Raw genomic sequence first — 17,992 nt, forward strand, 5'->3', positions numbered from 1 at the left:
CAGGATCATTCGATGATCTTGGAAACCACCCCTGCTCCAACCGTACGGCCGCCTTCACGGATGGCGAAGCGCAGCTTCTCTTCCATCGCGATCGGCGCGATGAGCGAGACGTTGAACTTCAGGTTGTCGCCCGGCATCACCATTTCGGTGCCTTCCGGCAGTTCCACCGTGCCCGTCACGTCGGTCGTGCGGAAGTAGAATTGCGGACGGTAGTTCGCGAAGAACGGCGTGTGACGGCCGCCTTCTTCCTTGGTCAGGATATAGGCCTCGGCCTCGAACTTCGTATGCGGCTTCACCGAGCCGGGCTTGCACAGCACCTGGCCGCGCTCGATGCCCTCACGGTCGACACCGCGCAGCAGAAGGCCCACATTGTCGCCCGCCTCGCCCTGATCCAGCAGCTTGCGGAACATCTCGACGCCGGTGCAGACGGTTTTCTTGTTCGGGCGGATGCCGACAATCTCGACTTCCTCGCCGACCTTGACCACGCCACGCTCGATCCGGCCGGTGGCAACCGTGCCGCGGCCCGAGATCGAGAACACGTCCTCGACCGGCATCAGGAAGGGCTGGTCGACCGCACGGGCCGGTGTCGGGATGTATTCATCCACAGCCGCGATCAGCGCACGGATCGAGTTCTCGCCGATTTCCGGATCACGGCCTTCCATCGCCGCCAGCGCCGAACCCTTGATGATCGGGATATCGTCGCCGGGATAGTCGTAGGAGGACAGAAGCTCGCGGATTTCCATTTCCACCAGTTCGATCAGTTCCTCGTCATCCACCTGATCGACCTTGTTCATGTAGACGACCATGTAGGGAATGCCGACCTGACGGCCCAGCAGGATGTGTTCGCGCGTCTGCGGCATCGGGCCGTCAGCGGCGTTCACAACCAGGATCGCGCCATCCATCTGCGCCGCACCCGTGATCATGTTCTTCACATAGTCGGCGTGGCCGGGGCAGTCGACATGCGCATAGTGACGGTTCGCGGATTCGTATTCCACATGCGCCGTCGAGATCGTGATCCCGCGCGCCTTCTCTTCCGGCGCGCCGTCGATCTGGTCATAGGCCCGGAATTCGCCGAAATACTTCGTGATCGCCGCCGTCAGCGTCGTCTTGCCATGGTCAACGTGACCGATGGTCCCGATGTTAACATGCGGTTTGTTGCGTTCAAACTTTGCCTTGGCCATAGCAGGGCGCCTCATCAGTTAGGGGGCCACAGCGCGGCCCGTTCCACACGCGGCGCGAGATAGCCACGAAATCAGGGGAAATCAAGCGTCAGTTCGCGGATGGCGCCGCACGTCCGGGTTTCGGCGGCAGGCCGAACCATTGCGGGTTGTCGGCCAGATAGCGCTCGATCCGCCGCGCGGCATTGAAGCTCAGCGCCGCCATCTGCTCATCCGCTGTGCGGGTCAGGCCCGACCCCATCAGGGTCTCGCCGTCCAGCCCTTCAAAAATGGTGAATTGTTCAGGTTCCGCGTTCAGTTTCGCCTGTGCCGCATCATCCCAGACCGTGACTGACACGACCAGCGCCGATTTCGGCGAGACAACCAGCGGGATGCCGGGCGGCGCCAGCGCATAGGCATCGACCGAGACGCCGAGATTGTAGAATTTTCCGCCCTCATAGCGCTTGAGCCGCGCATCGAGCGATTCTTTCAGCACCCGCTTCCAGTCCTCGGGATCGGCGTCGCGGGAAATCGGAACCTTCTGCACCCCATCCGCCACGACCACCGCGAATCCCAGCTTGAAATCGCCAAGTTCCACCGGCGGTTCCACCGTTTCATTTCGGGCGCAGGCCCCCAGCAGGGTCAGGCTCATGGCAAGGGCGGCAATCAGGCGCATCGGCGGCATATCCCGGCAAGGTCGGTCCGGTCCTTCCTTACAGAAGCCCCCCCTGCCGCGCAACCTCGGGGGCGCGGGGGCATTTCGGGGGCGGTGCGGGCTCCGGCCGGTCAGGGCGCGACGCTGAACCCGTCGCAGATCGCGCGCAGGTCGCGCCACTCGTCTTCCGTCAGCACCGGCTCGCTGCCAGGCCGGGCCTGCGCATTTTCGGCGGCGCGGCCCGCGCGTGCCGCACTGGAGGGATGGCTGGACAGATATTCGGGAATGCTGCTTTCCGATTTTCCGCCGATGCGCAGAAAGAAATCCGCCATGCCCTGCGAGGACACGCCGGCGGCGTTCAGCATCTCCAGCGCAAAACGGTCGGCCCCGGCCTCGGCCTCACGGGTATAGGCGCTTTGCAGCAGGTATTCCCCGGCGATGGCAACCAGCGTGCCGCCCGAGACATCGCCCAGCACGATGGACACGATCCCCGCCGATCCGGCGGCCCGCAGCATCAGGCGGGTGGAGTCGCGCGCCTCGACATGGCCGATCTCATGCGCCAGCACGGCCGCCACCTCTTCAGGGCTTTCGGCCTGATCCAGCAGACCGCGCACCAGCATCACATGTCCGCCAGGGGCGGCAAAGGCATTGACCATCCGGTGATTGAGAACGCCGACCTGCAGCGGATAGGCCAGATCGCGCCCCTCGCTCAGCCGCGCGACCATCCGGTTCAGCGCGGCCACCCCCTCGGGCGCCTCACAGGTCAGGTTCTGTCCATCGCGCGCGCCCAGAAACCGCTGCATCTGATCGACCACGGCGCGGCCGAATCGCTGTTCGGTTTCCAGCGGCAGGCGTTCGGCCATGAAATCGGACATGCGGGGCAAGATGACGAACAGCATGACCAGAATGGCTGCCACCGCCAGCGCAAGCCGTGTCACGATCCGCCGCGCCGTGCCCTGCCGGGTATCGCGCCGGTCCAGACCCGGCGCATTCTGCGTGACCCAGCCGATCAAGCCGGGATCGGACAGTACCAGACGGGCCACATCACGGGGGGATTCGTCCTCGGTCTCGGCCAGCCGGGTCAGGATCAGTTCCCCCCGTCCGGCAGTATCGGCCAGACGCCGCAACCGGTCCAGCGGCCAGATCTCGGCGGTGCCGCCGCGCTCGGCCCGTTCAATCATCAGGCCGGACCCGTCCCGCGTGGGCGAGACAAGAACTGCATGGCGCCGCGCCGAATGCCCGTCGAAGAACTGCGCCGGGACCGGCGCGGCGCCGGTCATTCAGAACGCCCCGCCCATATCCAGCGCATCGGCAAAGCCCTCGGCATCGGCACCCTTGTCGGCGGCGCGCTGATGCACCGCGTCCAGCGCCCGGACATTCTGCACTTCCAGCCGCTCACACAGATAGGCGGTGATCGGCTGGGTGATGAAGACCAGCGACAGCGCACCAAGGGCGACGATCAGCAGCAGATAGGCGACCGCCATCACGACAATGGTCGCGATACCGGGCCCCATGCCATAAGCCGCCATCTGCATCGTTCCGGCAAAGATCGCCGCAAGCGCCGCAAAACCGACTGCGGCGATCAGGCCGACGATCAGCCCACCAAGGATGAACCGCTTGAGAACCTGCCCCGTCGCAGGGGTCGCGATAAAGCCGACCTTGCCATCCAGTGTCATATTCGAGGTCATATAGGCCCAGGACTGCACCCCATAGGCGACAAAGCCCACGATCAGCCAGATATAGCCGACCACACCCAGCACCGCCGCCAGTACGCCCGAATTCAGCACCCCGCCCGCCACTGCGGCCAGAACCAGTATCACGATGGCGATGAAGACATGTTTCATCGCGCCGTATAGATCCTGCCAGCGGCCGCCCTGTTCAAACCGGGCATCACCGTAATGGCTGCGGTCGGTCATGTATTTGCCCAGCCAGAAGGTCTGGCGCGGCAGCAAGATACCCAGCGTCAGGATCGTGAGGATCCAATGCACGATCGCGCGCCAGACATAGCCGCCTGCGGCATTGTCCATGCCAAAGCGGATGCCGCGGAACCGGGTGCGGGCCAGCTTGTAGCGCTGCGCGCGATAGGTCGCGAAAAAGAGGAAAGGCACGATGGCAAAGAAGGAAATATAGATCGACAGGATCTGCGCGATCACTTCCCATTGCGATTGCGGTTCAAGCGAGAACCCCAGGCCGACAAAGGTCAGCAGCAATTGCACGATCCCCAGATAGATCGCCAGAAAGACCACCGCGATCAGGAATCCGAGAAGTTTCTCCAGCCCGGTGCCGGTATATTCGAAACGGTCGCCGTCAAGGCTGGCCGCAGACCAGACATATTTGCGGATCCGCGTCTTGGCCCAGAAACGATAGATGCCCAGCGTCACGACCGTCAGAAGACCGGTCTTCATCGCCAGTTTGAAAAGCGCCCCGCGCTCGCCGTCATACCGGACGGTGCCGTTTCCCTGAGACATTCCGATTATCCCCTTTCGTTCAATCATTGTTGGTACCAAGTCTGTTCAGTTAAATTTGTTGTCGCGCGGAAAGCCCCTCGGGGCCATCCGCCCGGCAGTCGCACGCTTGGCCAGCCAATCGCCAAGTTCGGTCTCGGTCCGGGTGCGGCCCGCAGGGTCTTTCCAGCTCAGCCCCGATGCAAGGTTGAAGGTCGTCGCATCCGACAGCCCGCCATCCTTGTATTTCTGCAGCCGGACACCTTTACCTTTCGCCATTTCCGGCAATTCGTCCAGCGGGAAGATCAGCACCTTGCGGTTCTCACCCACCACGGCAACATGATCGCCCACCACAGTCTTGCACAGCGCCGCGCGCACGCCGTCGCGCAGCGTCAGCACCTGCTTGCCTGTGCGGGTCTGGGCCACCACCTCATCCGCCGCCACGACAAAACCGTCGCCTTCGGTCGAGGCGACCAGCAGCCTTTCTCCGGGGCGGTGGATGCGCAGATCGACGATCTCGGCCTCATTCGGCAGATCGACCATCAGGCGCACAGGTTCGCCCATGCCGCGCCCGCCGGGCAGATTGGCCCCGATCAGCGTGTAGAAGCGGCCATTGCTGCCCACGAGCACAATTTTGTCCGTCGTCTCGGCATGGAACAGGAACCGGCCCTCATCACCATCCTTGAACTTCGCCTCGGTATCGAGGGGCACATGGCCCTTCATCGCGCGGATCCAGCCCATTTTCGAACAGATCACCGTGATCGGCTCCCGCTCGATCATCGCCTCGAAGGGCACATCCTCGACCACGCCCGCCTCGGCGAATGTCGTGCGTCGGCGGCCCTTGTCCCATGAATTGCCAAAGGTCTTCTGCACATCGGCCAGATCGGCACCGATGCGCTTCCATTGCAGGCGCGGATCGGCCAGGAGGTCATCAAGTGCCGCTCGTTCCTTCATCAGCGCGTCACGCTCGGCGATCAGCTCCATCTCTTCCAGCCGCCGCAAGGACCGCAGCCGCATGTTCAGGATTGCCTCGGCCTGCACCTCGGTCAGTTCGCCCTCTCCCGCTGGGGGGGAAACATAGTCCTTTTCCGAAGTGGCCCGAACGTGTTTGCGGCCCCAGTCCTCGGCCATCAGCGCGCGCTTGGGATCGGCGTCATAGCGGATGATGTCGATCACCCGGTCAAGGTTCAGAAAGGCGGTGATGAACCCTTCCAGAATTTCCAGCCGGTGGTCGATCCTGTCCATCCGGTGCTGGCTGCGCCGAAGCAGCACATCGCGCCGGTGATCGAGAAAGGCGCGCAGAACCTCTTTCAGGCTGCAAACCTTCGGCGTGCGCCCGTCGATCAGCACATTCATGTTCAGACTGAAACGCACTTCCAGATCGGAATTGCGGAACAGCATTCCCATCAGCATATCCGCCTCGACCGTGCGTGCGCGCGGTTCCAGAACGATGCGCAGATCCTCGGCGCTTTCATCGCGCACATCGGCCAGAAGCGGCACCTTCTTGGTCTGGATGACCTCGGCCAGCTTCTCGATCAGTCTGGATTTCTGCACCTGATAGGGGATTTCCGTGACCACGATCTGCCACTGGCCGCGCCCCAGATCCTCGACCTGCCAGCGGGCGCGCAGACGGAAGGCGCCACGCCCGGTGCGGTAAGCCTCAAGGATGCTCGACTGCGGTTCGACGATCACGCCCCCGGTGGGAAAATCCGGTCCCGGCACCAGCCCGACCAGCGATTCATCGGCGCAATCGGGGTTCTTCAGCAGCAACTGGCAGGCGTCGATCAATTCATGCAGGTTATGCGGCGGAATATTCGTGGCCATGCCGACCGCAATGCCGCTGGACCCGTTGGCCAGCAGATGCGGAAAGGCGGCAGGCATCACGACCGGTTCTTCCAGCGTGCCGTCGTAATTGGGGCGGAAATCAACCGCGTTTTCCGCCAGCCCTTCCATCAGCCGTTCGGCAATCGCCGTCAGCCGGGCCTCGGTGTAGCGGCTGGCCGCCGGGTTGTCGCCGTCGATATTGCCGAAATTGCCCTGCCCGTCGACCAACGGGTAGCGCATGTTGAAATCCTGCGCGAGCCGCGCCATCGCGTCGTAGATCGCGGCATCGCCATGCGGGTGATAGTTGCCCATCACATCGCCCGAAATCTTGGCCGATTTGCGGAACCCGCTGGTGGGCGACAGCTTCAGCTCCCGCATCGCATACAGGATACGGCGGTGAACCGGTTTCAACCCGTCCCGCGCATCCGGCAGCGCCCGGTGCATGATCGTGGACAGCGCATAGGTCAGATACCGGTCCCCGATCGCGCGGCGCAGCGGTTCGGAAACAGTCATCGGTGCGGAATCGGGCCCGATCTTGGGGGTGTCGGCGTCACTTGTCATGGATGTTGTGTAATCGCGCCGCGTCAGCCGGTCCAGCCGGAATTGTGGAAGCGGCGCGCGGGGATGATTGTTTCGGCGCGGCGGGCGATTGTGCGGTTTTTTCGGGGAACGAATCCGGCGATAAGGCATTATCCAAGTCATATCCCTCTGAGTCGGTGCCAAAATGATCCGTCTGCTGCTTCTGCTCTCCGCCACCATGTTCGTGACGATGCTGATCGGTGGACAGGATCGCGGCCAGATGCGGCAAGGCCTGATCGCCGCGGCCGAATCCGAACTGCCGTTACCCGCCGATCCCGTGCAGCAGGCTCCCGCAGCCCAGACTCCCGCAACACAGACGATGGTCGAAACACCCATCGCGCCCCCTGCCGATCCGCAGACAGCGCCGGTCACGCTGGCATCCCTTACCCCGCTTTCGCCTGCCCTTCCGGCGCAGGACGGGTCGGCAGTGGCCCAGCCGGCGCTGTATCTGAGTGCCGAAACCCCGGCGCCGGTGGCCGACCAGATAACTTTGGCCGAGCCTGTTTCGACGCCCGAACCCGTTACAGAAGCCGAACCCGAATTCCTGCCGCTGCTTTACGTCAACAGTGCCGCGATCAATGTCCGGCAGGGTCCGTCAACCGACCATGCGGTGATCGGACGCCTGACCCGGAATGAGTCCGTTCTGGTGGTGGAACCGGAATTTGCAGGCTGGGTGCGCATCCGCATCGAAGGCGACGGGGTCGAGGGGTTTGTCGCCGCCCGCCTGATGACCGAACAGGATCCGGCCGGAAACTGACCGCAACACCCGCTTTCCCCTGACGGCTTTCCCCTGCCCCCTTTCAGCGGACCGTCTTTGACCATAAGCCTTGCAGCACAGGCCTTTCGGGGACGCGCAGGGCAAGGGGTGTGGCATGGACGAACGGCGCAGCATTCTGATCACCGGTTGTTCTTCGGGCATCGGGCTGAATGCCGCGCGAACTCTGCAGGCCCGGGGCTGGCGGGTCTTTGCGACTTGTCGCGACATTGCGGATTGCGCGCGCCTGCAGGGCGAAGGTCTGGAAAGCCTGCCGCTGGATATCGCATCAGAGGACAGCATCACGGCAGCGATGGACGAGATCCTGACCCGCACCGGCGGGCGGCTGGATGCGCTGTTCAACAATGCTGCCTATGCCTGCCCGGGCGCGGTCGAGGATCTTCCGCGCGGCGCGCTGCGCGAAATTTTCGAGACCAATCTTTTCGGCACCCATGACCTGACCCGCCGGGTGATCCCGGTGATGCGCGCACAGGGCCATGGCCGGATCGTCAACAATTCCTCGGTTCTGGGGCTGGTGGGGATGCGCTGGCGCGGCGCCTATGTCTCTACGAAGTTCGCGCTGGAGGGCCTGAGCGATGTGCTGCGGATCGAGATGCGCGATACCCCGGTCAGGATCATCCTGATCGAGCCCGGTCCGATCCCGACCAAGATCCGGCAAAACTCGGTGCCGCATTTCGAACGCTGGATCGACTGGCGCGCCTCGGCCCGCCGCAGCCAGTATGAGGACAGCCTGCTGGCGCGGCTGTATGGCCCGGCCAGACCCGACCGCTGGGAAATGCCCTGTTCCGCCGTCACCGCGAAACTGATCCATGCGATTGAAAGCCCCCGCCCCCGGGCGCGCTATTTCGTCACCCATCCGACGCATCTGATGAATATCGCGCGGCGCATCCTGCCGACCCGCGCGCTGGACTGGCTGATTGCCAAGGTCTGACCATTACCCCCCACTCTTTCCGCGCGAATTGCCGCAAGCGCGCCTTTCGGGCAAGATTGCCCTTCGCCTTTTGTCCCGAACCGCCTAGATGCAGGGGATCAGCAAAGGACAGCCCATGCTCAGCGATCCGCTTTTCATCGTCGCCGCCATTGCCTGCCTCGGCGTTCTGGTCATCCTGATGATCGGCATCGGCGGCTTTGCCCGGGGGGGCGATTTCAACCGCAAACATGCCAACCGCTTGATGCGCTGGCGCATTTATGCACAGTTCGGGGCGGTCGTGCTGATCCTGATCTTCGTGCTGGTCAGGCGCATGGCGTAACCAGCCGGAGGGAACCATGGTCGTCCTGTCGAAAATCTACACGAAAACCGGTGATGGCGGGCAGACCGCCCTTGGCAATGGCGACCGGGTCGCGAAACACTCCGCCCGGGTCAGCGCCTATGGCACCGTGGATGAGACCAATGCCACCGTCGGCCTTTGCCGTCTTCATGCGGCGGGGGGAGAACTGGACGCGGCCCTTCAGCGGATCTCGAACGATCTGTTCGATCTGGGTGCCGATCTTTGCACCCCTGACCGCGACAAGGATGCCGAAGCCCCCTATCCGCGCCTGCGCATGATTGCGGCACAGGTCGAACGGCTTGAGACGGAAATCGACGCGATGAACAGCCGCCTGACGCCGCTGCGCAGCTTCATCCTGCCCGGCGGCAGCGCGCTGGCCGCCCATCTGCATCTGGCCCGCACCGTCTGTCGCCGGGCAGAACGGCTGACCGTGGATCTGGCCGTGCAAGAGGATGTGAACCCCGAAGCGGTGAAATACCTCAACCGTCTTTCCGACTGGTTCTTCGTCGCAGGCCGCATCGCGAATGAGGACGGGGCAAAGGATGTTCTCTGGGTGCCCGGCCTGACGCGCCCGCCCAAGCCGGGCAGCACCTGAACCGAATCCCGAACCGGCCCCGGCGCATTGCGTCATGGCCCGAAACGCGACGTCCCGTCGCCCGGACCGGTCGGTTTTGATCTGTATTCCCCCGCCCCGACAGGCTAACACAGGCGCAATCGCTTGGACCGGCCCTGTCCGGGGGCTGCTGAATGGGAGAATTGCGCGATGAAGGTTTTGGTGCCTGTCAAACGTGTGATCGACTACAACGTGAAGGTGCGCGTGAAGGCGGACGGAAGCGGCGTCGATCTGGCGAATGTCAAGATGTCGATGAACCCGTTCGACGAGATTGCCGTCGAAGAGGCGATCCGTCTGAAGGAAAAGGGGCTGGCCGAGGAAATCGTCGTTGTCTCGATCGGCGTGAAGCAGGCGCAGGAAACGCTGCGCACAGCGCTGGCCATGGGGGCCGACCGCGCCATCCTGATCGTGGCCGCCGATGACGTGCATACCGATATCGAGCCGCTGGCCGTGGCAAAACTGCTGGCCGCCGTCGTGAAGGAAGAGGCCCCGGGCCTTGTTCTGGCCGGGAAACAGGCCATCGACAATGACATGAACGCGACCGGCCAGATGCTGGCCGCCTTGCTGGGCTGGAGCCAGGCAACCTTTGCCTCGTCGCTGGACATCGCGGGCGACAAAGCCCGCGTCACGCGGGAGGTGGATGGCGGTCTGCAGACCATCGAGGTTGCCATGCCGACCGTCGTGACGGTTGATCTGCGCCTGAACGAGCCGCGCTATGCCAGCCTGCCCAATATCATGAAGGCCAAGAAAAAGCCGCTGGAGGAAAAGACCGCCGCCGATTACGGCGTCGATGTCACCCCGCGCCTTACGGTCGTGAAAACCACCGAACCGGCGGGCCGCAAGGCCGGTGTGAAGGTCGGTTCGGTCGATGAGCTGATCGCGAAACTGAAAGACGAAGCGGGGGTGATCTGATGGCTGTTCTTCTTCTGGGTGAGGTCACCGACGGCGCGCTGAACATGGATGCGACCGCCAAGACCGTTTCGGCCGTCAAGGCATTGGGTCCGGTGACGGTGCTCTGCGCCGGGGCCAAGGCCGCCGATGCCGCCGCTGCGGCTGCCGGGATAGAAGGTGTCGCCAAGGTGCTGTGCGCCGAGGATGCATCGCTGGGCCACCGTCTGGCCGAACCGACCGCCGCATTGATCGTCGGGCTGGCCGGGGACTATTCCCATATCGCCGCGCCCGCGACGACCGATGCCAAGAACGTGCTGCCGCGCGTGGCGGCGCTGCTGGATGTGATGGTGATCTCGGATGTCTCGGGTATCGTCGATGCCGAAACCTTTGAGCGTCCGATCTATGCCGGCAATGCGATCCAGACCCTGCGCTCGGTTGACAAGATCAAGGTATTTTCGGTGCGCACGGCCAGCTATGAGGCCGCCGCGCAGGGCGGTTCGGCCCCGGTCGAGACGGTTGCCGCCGCAGGGGGCTCGGATCTGTCGAACTGGGTCGAGGACAAGGTCGCGGCTTCGGACCGGCCCGAACTCACCTCGGCGGGGATCGTGGTATCGGGCGGGCGTGGCGTCGGCTCCGAGGCTGATTTCGCGCTGATCGAGAAACTGGCCGACAAGCTGGGTGCCGCAGTCGGCGCATCCCGCGCGGCGGTCGATTCGGGCTATGCGCCGAATGACTGGCAGGTGGGCCAGACAGGCAAGGTCGTCGCCCCCGATCTGTATGTTGCGGTCGGCATTTCGGGTGCGATCCAGCATCTGGCCGGCATGAAGGACAGCAAGGTCATCGTCGCGATCAACAAGGATGAAGAGGCCCCGATCTTTCAGGTGGCCGATTACGGGCTGGTCGCGGATCTGTTCACCGCAGTGCCGGAACTGATCGAGAAACTCTGACCCGCACCGGGGGCTGTTTGCCCCGGGCCTTTGCCGCGACCTGCGGGAATGTTTCAATGCTGACGAAAGGGGCACCGGCAAGGTGCCCCTTTTGCGTTTTAGCCAAGGATCCGGGTGACGACCGGGATCAGCGCCTCGGCGACCTCTCGATGGGCAAGCGTGCCGGGCACTTCCTCGGCTGCAGGACGCTCAAGCCCCGAGAAATAGAGGTTTTCCACGCCTTCGCGGCGGGCAGCCTCGGAATAGACCACCTGCAGACCATTGCGCGCGGCGGGCCCGAGGGCGGCCAGCATCGCAGCATCGACCAGCAGTGGATCGCGGGCCAGATCAAGCGGCGCATCTTGTGGGCCGGGCGCATGTCCGGCCATCCAGAGCAGCAGAACCGGGCCGGGAAGGCGGTCCAGCAGGGCCTGCATCCGGACAATCCATGCTGCCCGCAGTTCCGTCACCACAAGGTCGAACCGGTCAACCGAGACATCGTGAAGCCGGTGCAGCATATGGCGCGTGAAATGGAACTCGGTGAAATCCACCTCCCGATACAGCGTGCGCAGCCATGGTGAGGCGCGCAGGAACCGGTCATTGCGGCGCGGATGAACGTCATAAAACCGGTTGCTCAGATTGGCCGCACCGGTGATCTGCAGGATGGTCAGCCCCGCCTGCGCGGCAAGGTCCAGCACCGTGGCATCCTGCAGAAAGACATCGGGACCGGCATTCAGGCAGCCCAGATTGACGACATGCCGCCCGGTCTTATGTTCCAGAATCGCCGGAAAGGGACTGGCGACGAATTTGCCATAGGTCTCGGTCCCGCCCAGAACCGCGACATAGGGCGCGGCGAGCGCCCGTTTCGGCCCCCGGAAGATCAGCCGCGACCCTCCATAGGAACACGGAAAATAGTCAAGCGCCGACGCGCCCGCAAATGCGAAAGCCATTGCACCCACCCGTTTTCAGAACACCCGGTGACCAGTTTCTGCCGCAAGCCTTTCCAAACCGCTAAATTCTGGATTGGATTTGAATTCTATACACTTGCCGCCATTCCGCCCGGATCCTGTCGCACTGGCCTTGCACCGCGCCCCCCGCCGGGCCTATGGTTTGGCCGGAACGCGCATCAGGGCGCCAGTGGAGCAGAAGCATGGAAATCAGGTCGGTCGGCATTGTCGGGGCGGGACAGATGGGAAGTGGCATCGCCCATGTCTTTGCTCAGGCCGGCTATGACGTGCTGCTGAATGACATCAATGCCGAAGGGCTGGAAAAATCGGTCGGGCTGATTGCACGCAACATGGACCGGCAGGTCCAGCGCGAAAAGATCACCGCAGCGGAACGCGATGCCGCCATGGCGCGCATCCGCACGACCCTTGCCCTGCCAGAACTGGGTGCCAGCGATCTTGTCATCGAGGCCGCGACCGAGAATGAGGCGGTCAAGCACAAGATCTTTGCCGAACTGCTGCCGCATCTGCGGCCCGAGACGATCCTGACCTCGAACACCTCGTCGATCTCGATCACACGGCTGGCCTCTCGCACCGACAGGCCCGAAAAATTCATGGGCTTCCATTTCATGAACCCGGTGCCGGTGATGCAACTGGTCGAACTGATCCGGGGCATCGCGACCGATGCGGAAACCTATGACAGCCTGCTGGCGGTCGTCGGCAAGCTGGGCAAGACCGCCGCCAGCGCCGAGGATTTTCCCGCCTTCATCGTCAACCGTATCCTGATGCCGATGATCAATGAAGCCGTCTATACGCTGTATGAGGGCGTTGGATCGGTGAAATCCATCGACGAGTCGCTGAAACTGGGTGCCAATCACCCGATGGGTCCGCTTGAACTGGCCGATTTCATCGGGCTGGACACCTGCCTTGCAATCATGAATGTGCTGCATGACGGGCTGGCGGATACGAAGTACCGCCCCTGCCCGCTGCTGACCAAATATGTCGAGGCGGGCTGGCTGGGCCGCAAGACGCAGCGCGGTTTCTATGACTATCGCGGCGAGGTTCCGGTTCCGACGCGCTGAACGGTTCCGACGCGGGACCGGATCGCGTCACGGGGCTGGCGCCGGAGAGGCGGCGTCAGAAATCCTCTCCAAAGCGGCTGTCGATAAGGGCCGCCAGCGCCTCCATCAGCGCCTCGGCCGCCGCCCCGCTGGTGCGCACAAGGATCGTGCTGCCCCGCGACGCGCCCAGCATCAGCAGCCCCATGATCGAATCGCCTGAAACCCGCTCTCCGTCCTTTTCGACCTCGGCGGTTGCGTCAAAGCGTTCCACCAATTCGACGAATTTCGCCGAAGCCCGGGCATGCAGGCCCTTTTCATTCACGATCTTCAGACTGCGTTCGATCATGGATGCGCGTCCTCTCCGCCCAGATCGAGGCTGTTGATATATTTGCGCCCCGCATCCAGCGACAGCGCCACCGCAACCGGAACCTCCAGATCGCGCGATTTCGCCAGCTTGATGAGCATGGGAAGATTTGCGCCATACAGGATGCGCCGGTTGCGCCCGATACAGGCGGGCATCGACAGGTTAGAGGGCGAGCCGCCGAACATGTCGGTGACCACGACGACACCCCGTCCGGTATCGACCGCCTCGGCCGCCGCGCAGATCTCATTCTGCTTGTCGCTGCGGTCGTGATCCTCCTCGATCGAGATGGCGACCATGTTTTGCTGTCGGCCCACGACATGCTCAACTGCGGAAAGATATTCCCGCGCCAGCCCGCCATGCGCGACGATGACGATACCGATCACCCCAGATCACCCGTTCCCGCTGCTGGCACGGCAACCGCGCCGCGTTCAAGCTCCCTGTGCCGTTTTGCCACCGGCCAGCCCGCCTCTGCAAGCCGTGCCGCAAGAATTTCGGCCATTGCGACCGAACGGTGTTGCCCGCCGGTGCAGCCAAAGCCGATGGACAGATGCGCCTTGCCCTCTTCGGCCTGCGCTGGCAGCAGGAAAAGCACCATTCCAGTCACCCGTTCAAGGAATTCGGCAAAGCGCGCATCGGTCGCGATATGATCCACCACGCGCGGATCCCGCCCGGTCAGCGGGCGCAATTCGGCGTTCCAATGCGGATTGCGCAGGAAACGGCAGTCGAAAATCATGTCGACACCGCGCGGCAGGCCGCGCTTGTAGCTGAAAGACTGGATCGAGACGGCAAGCCGCGTCGCCGAACTGACCGCAAACCAGCGCCCGATCTCGGCCTTCAGGTCATGGGGCGACAATTCGGTCGTGTCGATCAGATGATCGGCCCGCGCCCGCACGGCGGCCAGCAGATCCATTTCCCGCGCGATACCCGTGGCGGGCGTGTCATCCGGGGCCATCGGATGACGACGCCTTGTCTGGTTGAAGCGACGGATCAGTTCCTCGACCGCGCAGTCAATATAGATCACTTCCAGCATCACGCGCGGGTCGCGGGTCATGCTGTCGATCAGTTCGATCAGCGCCGTGGTATTGAATTCGCGGTTGCGCGGATCCAGCCCCAGCGCCAGCGGGCGCCCGGGATTGGGCGCCTCGATCAGCCGCGGCACAAGGCTGAGCGGGATATTGTCGATCACCTCATAGCCCAGATCCTCCAGCGCGTGGATCGTAGTGGACCGCCCGGCCCCGGACGGGCCGGTCACAAGGACCATGCGCTGTTCAGCCTGTGAAGGGCCCTGCGTCATCCGATCATCCCTTCCGCGCGGCGTCCATGCGTTAGGTAGAGCATTATTGCGGCTGCAAAATGCCCCCCCTGTCCGGGAAAGACAAGATCAACCGCCACGTCAAGAAGGTCACGTTTTCGATCAGGCGGCAGGCGCTGATCCTCACGCCCGTCCAGATCGACGATCAGCGCCACGGGGGCCGGCCCGGCGGGTGCGGCGGGCAAAAGGCCAAAGCCCCGCGCCTCGATCAGCCCCGACAGGCGCGGCGGACAGGCGGCAATCACTTCCGCCCCTGACCGGGACAGCCGGACCCTGTCATCGGCGATCAGCCCCGCCCCCAAGGCCATCAGTTGCAGCGCCAACCCCGATTTGCCCGCGCCCGAAGCGCCAAGGATCAGCGCCGCGCGGCCATGATGGGAAATGCAACTGCCATGAACCGTTACAGTCGCAGGCCCGGCCATCGCGGTCACACCGGAAGACCGACCACGAAACGGGCGCCCAGCGGTTCCGAGGTCGGATCGGCATGGGTCGGGCGGATGTTTTCCGCCCAGATCACGCCGCCATGCGCCTCGACGATCTGTTTCGAGATCGCAAGGCCAAGGCCCGAGTGATTGCCGAAATCCGCTTGCGGACGCTCGGAATAAAAGCGCTTGAACACTTTGGTCAGCGCCTGTTCGGGAATGCCCGGCCCGGTATCCTCGACCACCACCAGCACGCGGTTTTCACGCTTGCGGGCCCAGACCCGCACGGCATCCCCCTCGTCACAAAAGGAAATCGCATTGGTGATCAGATTGACAAAGACCTGTGCCAAACGCCCTTCGAGTCCCTGAATGACGATGGGATCCACCGGCAGGTCGGTGATGAAATCGACGCCCTTCCCGGCCGCCTGCTGGCCCAGATACTCACCCAGATTTTCCAGCGTGTGCAGAAGGTTGAAGGGTTCTTCCTCTTCCTTGACCAGTTCACTGTCCAGCCGTGAGGCGTTCGAGATGTCGCTGACCAGACGGTCGAGGCGGCGCACGTCATGGTCGATCACTTCCAGCAGGCGGCTGCGCTGGTCGTCACGTTTCGCGACATGCAGAGAGGCCACCGCCGAGCGCAGGCTGGCCAGCGGGTTCTTGATCTCATGCGCGACATCGGCGGCAAATTGTTCATTCGCGTCGATCCGGTCGTAAAGGGCCGCCACCATGCCGCGCATCGCCACCGACAGGCGGCCGATCTCATCGGGGCGGGCGGCCAGATCGGGCAGGCGGACGCGTCCGGGTGTCATGCGGCTGCTGTCGCGGTCACGGCCCAGTTCGGCGGCGGCGGCCAGATCGGACAGCGGATTGGCGATGGTCGAGGCCAGAACCAGCGACAGGCCGACCGAAACCAGCAACGCCACCACGAACATTTGCAGGATCTGCTCACGCTCATTGCGCACAAGGCGGTCGATCTCGCCTTCAGCCGAGGTCAGGGCCACGACCCCCAGCACCTCACCTGCCACCATGATCGGGGTCGCTACTGAAAACAGGGTGCCGCCATCCGGCACCTGCGCGGTATTCGCGGCGGTCTGTCCCTGCGCGGCAGGGCCATGCAGATTGCGCGCTAGCCCTTCGGCATCCACCGTCGCAGGTTCGGGACGTGAAAAGGTCAGAAGGCCCGAAACCGTTTCCCAGACCGCGTTGAGGAAGTCCGTGATCACGGTTGATTCATGCTGCGGGCCCGGGGCCGTCACCGGATTGCCCGCAACCGAGGCGACCAGTTGCCCTGCCGGATCAAAGACGTAAAGACTGACCCCCGGTTCGACATTCAGCCTGCCCAGCATGTCCCGCATCGCCTGCCCGTCCAGCTGCGCGGCAGGGGTGTTTTCGGTGGAGGTATTTTCGGTGCGGGTGTTTTCGGCGGGGCGGTTCTCGGCGGTGCCAAGCGACAGTTCGAAAACGCTGGCGATCAGTCGCGCCTCGGAGACAAGCGCCTGTTCGCGCTGCAACACCAGCGTGTCGCGGAACGGGTTCATGAACAGGACACCGGCCACCAGAATGACCAGCGCCATCATGTTGAACAGGATGATCTTGCGCGCCAGCGGCGACCGGTTCAGCGAGACCAGACCCCGCCGCCCGCGATATTCGCGCAAGGCCGGTTCGACCACCTCTCCGGGGGCAACCCAGTCTTCACCCAGCAAGACCTCAGCCTCGGATCCGCTTTTGCGGTCCGGCCGGGTGCTGCCCTGTGATCCTCGGGGCGATGCTGGGGGCGATACTCGGGGCATGGCGGTCATCGCGCGCCGTCATTCCTCATTATAGCGGTAGCCGATCCCGTACAGCGTCTCGATCGCCGAGAATTCTGAATCCGCCATGCGCATCTTCTTGCGCAGGCGCTTGATATGGCTGTCGATGGTGCGGTCATCGACATAGACCTGATCATCATAGGCCACATCCATCAGCTGATCCCGGCTTTTGACGAAACCGGGCCGTTGCGCAAGGGTCTGCAGCAGCAGGAATTCCGTGACCGTCAGCGAGACATCATTGCCTTTCCAGCTGACCGAATGGCGCAGCGGGTCCATACGCAGGTTGCCCCGCTCGATCACCTTGGTTTCCTCGGTCACCGCGACGGTATCATCGGCCAACGCCTCCTGCCGGCGCAGCAGCGCGCGGATGCGTTCAACCAGCAGGCGCTGGCTGAAAGGCTTCTTGACATAGTCATCCGCCCCCATCCGCAGGCCAAGCACCTCGTCGATCTCATCATCCTTGGAGGTCAGGAAGATCACCGGCATCGAGGATTTCTGCCGCAGGCGCTGCAACAGATCCATCCCGTCCATCCGGGGCATCTTGATATCCAGAACGGCCATATCCGGCAGGCGCCGGTTGAAGGCGTCAAGCGCCGACTGGCCATCATTGTAGGTCTCGACCTCAAAGCCTTCGGCTTCCAGGGTCATCGCGACCGACGTCAGGATATTCCTGTCGTCATCCACGAGGGCGATCCTTGACATGGGCTGCTTCCCTATACTGCTCGGATTTTCTATTTTTTCTACATAATCCTGACTTTGAAGGGTGGAATCAACCGGTAACTGCGAATCACCCCACAGCACCCCCCTCAGGAGACCGGAAATTCCCCAAGGAATGGCTAATATGTCTCAGTCCCCCTGCTGGTTGCGCTATCATCCGGTTTGGTTGCGCTAACGACCTGTATCGCTGCTGTTACGATCCGGATTGCCCGTGATATAGCGGGCGCGTCAG

19 protein-coding genes are annotated in these 17,992 nt (G+C 63.3%); 7 read left to right on the plus strand and 12 right to left on the minus strand.

The genetic code is table 11. The features are described 5' to 3' along the window. Positions 1–5: 5 nt before the first annotated feature. From tuf to JL811_RS14375, 5 genes are all read right to left on the minus strand, one after another. Positions 6–1,181, minus strand: a complete 1,176-nt coding sequence (gene tuf / locus JL811_RS14355) for an elongation factor Tu (RefSeq protein ID WP_202689384.1) — start codon at positions 1,179–1,181, stop codon at positions 6–8. An 88-nt stretch (positions 1,182–1,269) separates the two neighbouring features. Continuing rightward, complete coding sequence (locus tag JL811_RS14360) at positions 1,270–1,833, minus strand: hypothetical protein (RefSeq protein ID WP_237684976.1); 564 nt, start codon at positions 1,831–1,833, stop codon at positions 1,270–1,272. Positions 1,834–1,943: 110 nt separating this feature from the next. Further along, a complete protein-coding gene (locus tag JL811_RS14365; protein ID WP_202689396.1) occupies positions 1,944–3,092 on the minus strand; it encodes a M48 family metallopeptidase in 1,149 nt (382 codons plus the stop codon). Then, positions 3,093–4,280, minus strand: a complete 1,188-nt coding sequence (locus JL811_RS14370; protein WP_202689397.1) for a DUF898 family protein — start codon at positions 4,278–4,280, stop codon at positions 3,093–3,095. It abuts the gene before it with no gap. 45 nt (positions 4,281–4,325) lie between these two features. Continuing rightward, positions 4,326–6,641: a DNA topoisomerase IV subunit A gene (locus JL811_RS14375; RefSeq protein ID WP_202689398.1), complete on the minus strand. Its 2,316-nt coding sequence runs from the start codon at positions 6,639–6,641 to the stop codon at positions 4,326–4,328. A gap of 163 nt (positions 6,642–6,804) precedes the next feature. Between JL811_RS14375 and JL811_RS14380 the strand changes: the two genes are divergently transcribed. From JL811_RS14380 to JL811_RS14405, 6 genes are all read left to right on the plus strand, one after another. After that, entirely contained in the window at positions 6,805–7,416 is a 612-nt protein-coding gene (locus JL811_RS14380; RefSeq protein ID WP_202689399.1) for an SH3 domain-containing protein, read from the plus strand. 115 nt (positions 7,417–7,531) lie between these two features. Further along, the gene (locus JL811_RS14385; protein ID WP_202689400.1) at positions 7,532–8,365 is read left to right on the plus strand and encodes an SDR family NAD(P)-dependent oxidoreductase; all 834 of its coding nucleotides are present in this window, start codon (positions 7,532–7,534) and stop codon (positions 8,363–8,365) included. 115 nt (positions 8,366–8,480) lie between these two features. After that, entirely contained in the window at positions 8,481–8,684 is a 204-nt protein-coding gene (locus tag JL811_RS14390; RefSeq protein ID WP_202689401.1) for a twin transmembrane helix small protein, read from the plus strand. A 16-nt stretch (positions 8,685–8,700) separates the two neighbouring features. After that, positions 8,701–9,297, plus strand: coding sequence for a cob(I)yrinic acid a,c-diamide adenosyltransferase (locus JL811_RS14395; RefSeq protein ID WP_202689402.1), 597 nt, complete (start codon positions 8,701–8,703; stop codon positions 9,295–9,297). Between the two features lie 168 nt (positions 9,298–9,465). Beyond that, on the plus strand, positions 9,466–10,227 hold the full coding sequence (locus JL811_RS14400; RefSeq protein WP_202689403.1) for an electron transfer flavoprotein subunit beta/FixA family protein: 762 nt from the start codon (positions 9,466–9,468) through the stop codon (positions 10,225–10,227). Then, positions 10,227–11,153 carry an electron transfer flavoprotein subunit alpha/FixB family protein gene (locus JL811_RS14405; protein ID WP_202689404.1) on the plus strand — a complete coding sequence of 309 codons (927 nt, stop codon included), beginning with the start codon at positions 10,227–10,229 and terminating at the stop codon, positions 11,151–11,153. Before JL811_RS14400 ends, JL811_RS14405 begins: the two co-directional genes overlap by 1 nt. A gap of 98 nt (positions 11,154–11,251) precedes the next feature. Here JL811_RS14405 and JL811_RS14410 read toward each other — a convergent pair whose 3' ends face one another. Next, positions 11,252–12,082 (minus strand): DUF6473 family protein, encoded by an 831-nt coding sequence (locus JL811_RS14410; RefSeq protein ID WP_202689405.1) that lies wholly within the window; start codon positions 12,080–12,082, stop codon positions 11,252–11,254. Between the two features lie 200 nt (positions 12,083–12,282). On the opposite strand from JL811_RS14410, the gene JL811_RS14415 reads away from it, so the two are divergent. Beyond that, positions 12,283–13,158: a 3-hydroxybutyryl-CoA dehydrogenase gene (locus JL811_RS14415; protein ID WP_202689406.1), complete on the plus strand. Its 876-nt coding sequence runs from the start codon at positions 12,283–12,285 to the stop codon at positions 13,156–13,158. A 55-nt stretch (positions 13,159–13,213) separates the two neighbouring features. Here JL811_RS14415 and JL811_RS14420 read toward each other — a convergent pair whose 3' ends face one another. The 6 genes from JL811_RS14420 to JL811_RS14445 are packed head-to-tail and all read right to left on the minus strand — an operon-like array spanning position 13,214 to position 17,745. Continuing rightward, positions 13,214–13,483, minus strand: coding sequence for an HPr family phosphocarrier protein (locus tag JL811_RS14420; protein ID WP_202689407.1), 270 nt, complete (start codon positions 13,481–13,483; stop codon positions 13,214–13,216). Continuing rightward, on the minus strand, positions 13,480–13,884 hold the full coding sequence (locus JL811_RS14425; RefSeq protein WP_202689408.1) for a PTS sugar transporter subunit IIA domain-containing protein: 405 nt from the start codon (positions 13,882–13,884) through the stop codon (positions 13,480–13,482). Before JL811_RS14425 ends, JL811_RS14420 begins: the two co-directional genes overlap by 4 nt. After that, positions 13,881–14,795: an RNase adapter RapZ gene (rapZ, locus tag JL811_RS14430; protein WP_202689409.1), complete on the minus strand. Its 915-nt coding sequence runs from the start codon at positions 14,793–14,795 to the stop codon at positions 13,881–13,883. The genes JL811_RS14425 and rapZ overlap by 4 nt, the downstream gene beginning before the upstream one ends. Next, a complete protein-coding gene (locus tag JL811_RS14435; RefSeq protein ID WP_202689410.1) occupies positions 14,792–15,235 on the minus strand; it encodes an HPr kinase/phosphorylase in 444 nt (147 codons plus the stop codon). The genes rapZ and JL811_RS14435 overlap by 4 nt, the downstream gene beginning before the upstream one ends. 5 nt (positions 15,236–15,240) lie before the next feature. Continuing rightward, positions 15,241–17,034, minus strand: coding sequence for a sensor histidine kinase (locus JL811_RS14440; protein WP_420496784.1), 1,794 nt, complete (start codon positions 17,032–17,034; stop codon positions 15,241–15,243). Positions 17,035–17,043: 9 nt separating this feature from the next. Then, positions 17,044–17,745, minus strand: coding sequence for a response regulator transcription factor (locus tag JL811_RS14445; RefSeq protein ID WP_202689411.1), 702 nt, complete (start codon positions 17,743–17,745; stop codon positions 17,044–17,046). Between the last annotated feature and the right edge of the window lie 247 nt (positions 17,746–17,992).

Origin of the sequence: Szabonella alba (assembly GCF_016765775.1) — a bacterium.
Lineage (GTDB): Bacteria > Pseudomonadota > Alphaproteobacteria > Rhodobacterales > Rhodobacteraceae > Szabonella > Szabonella alba.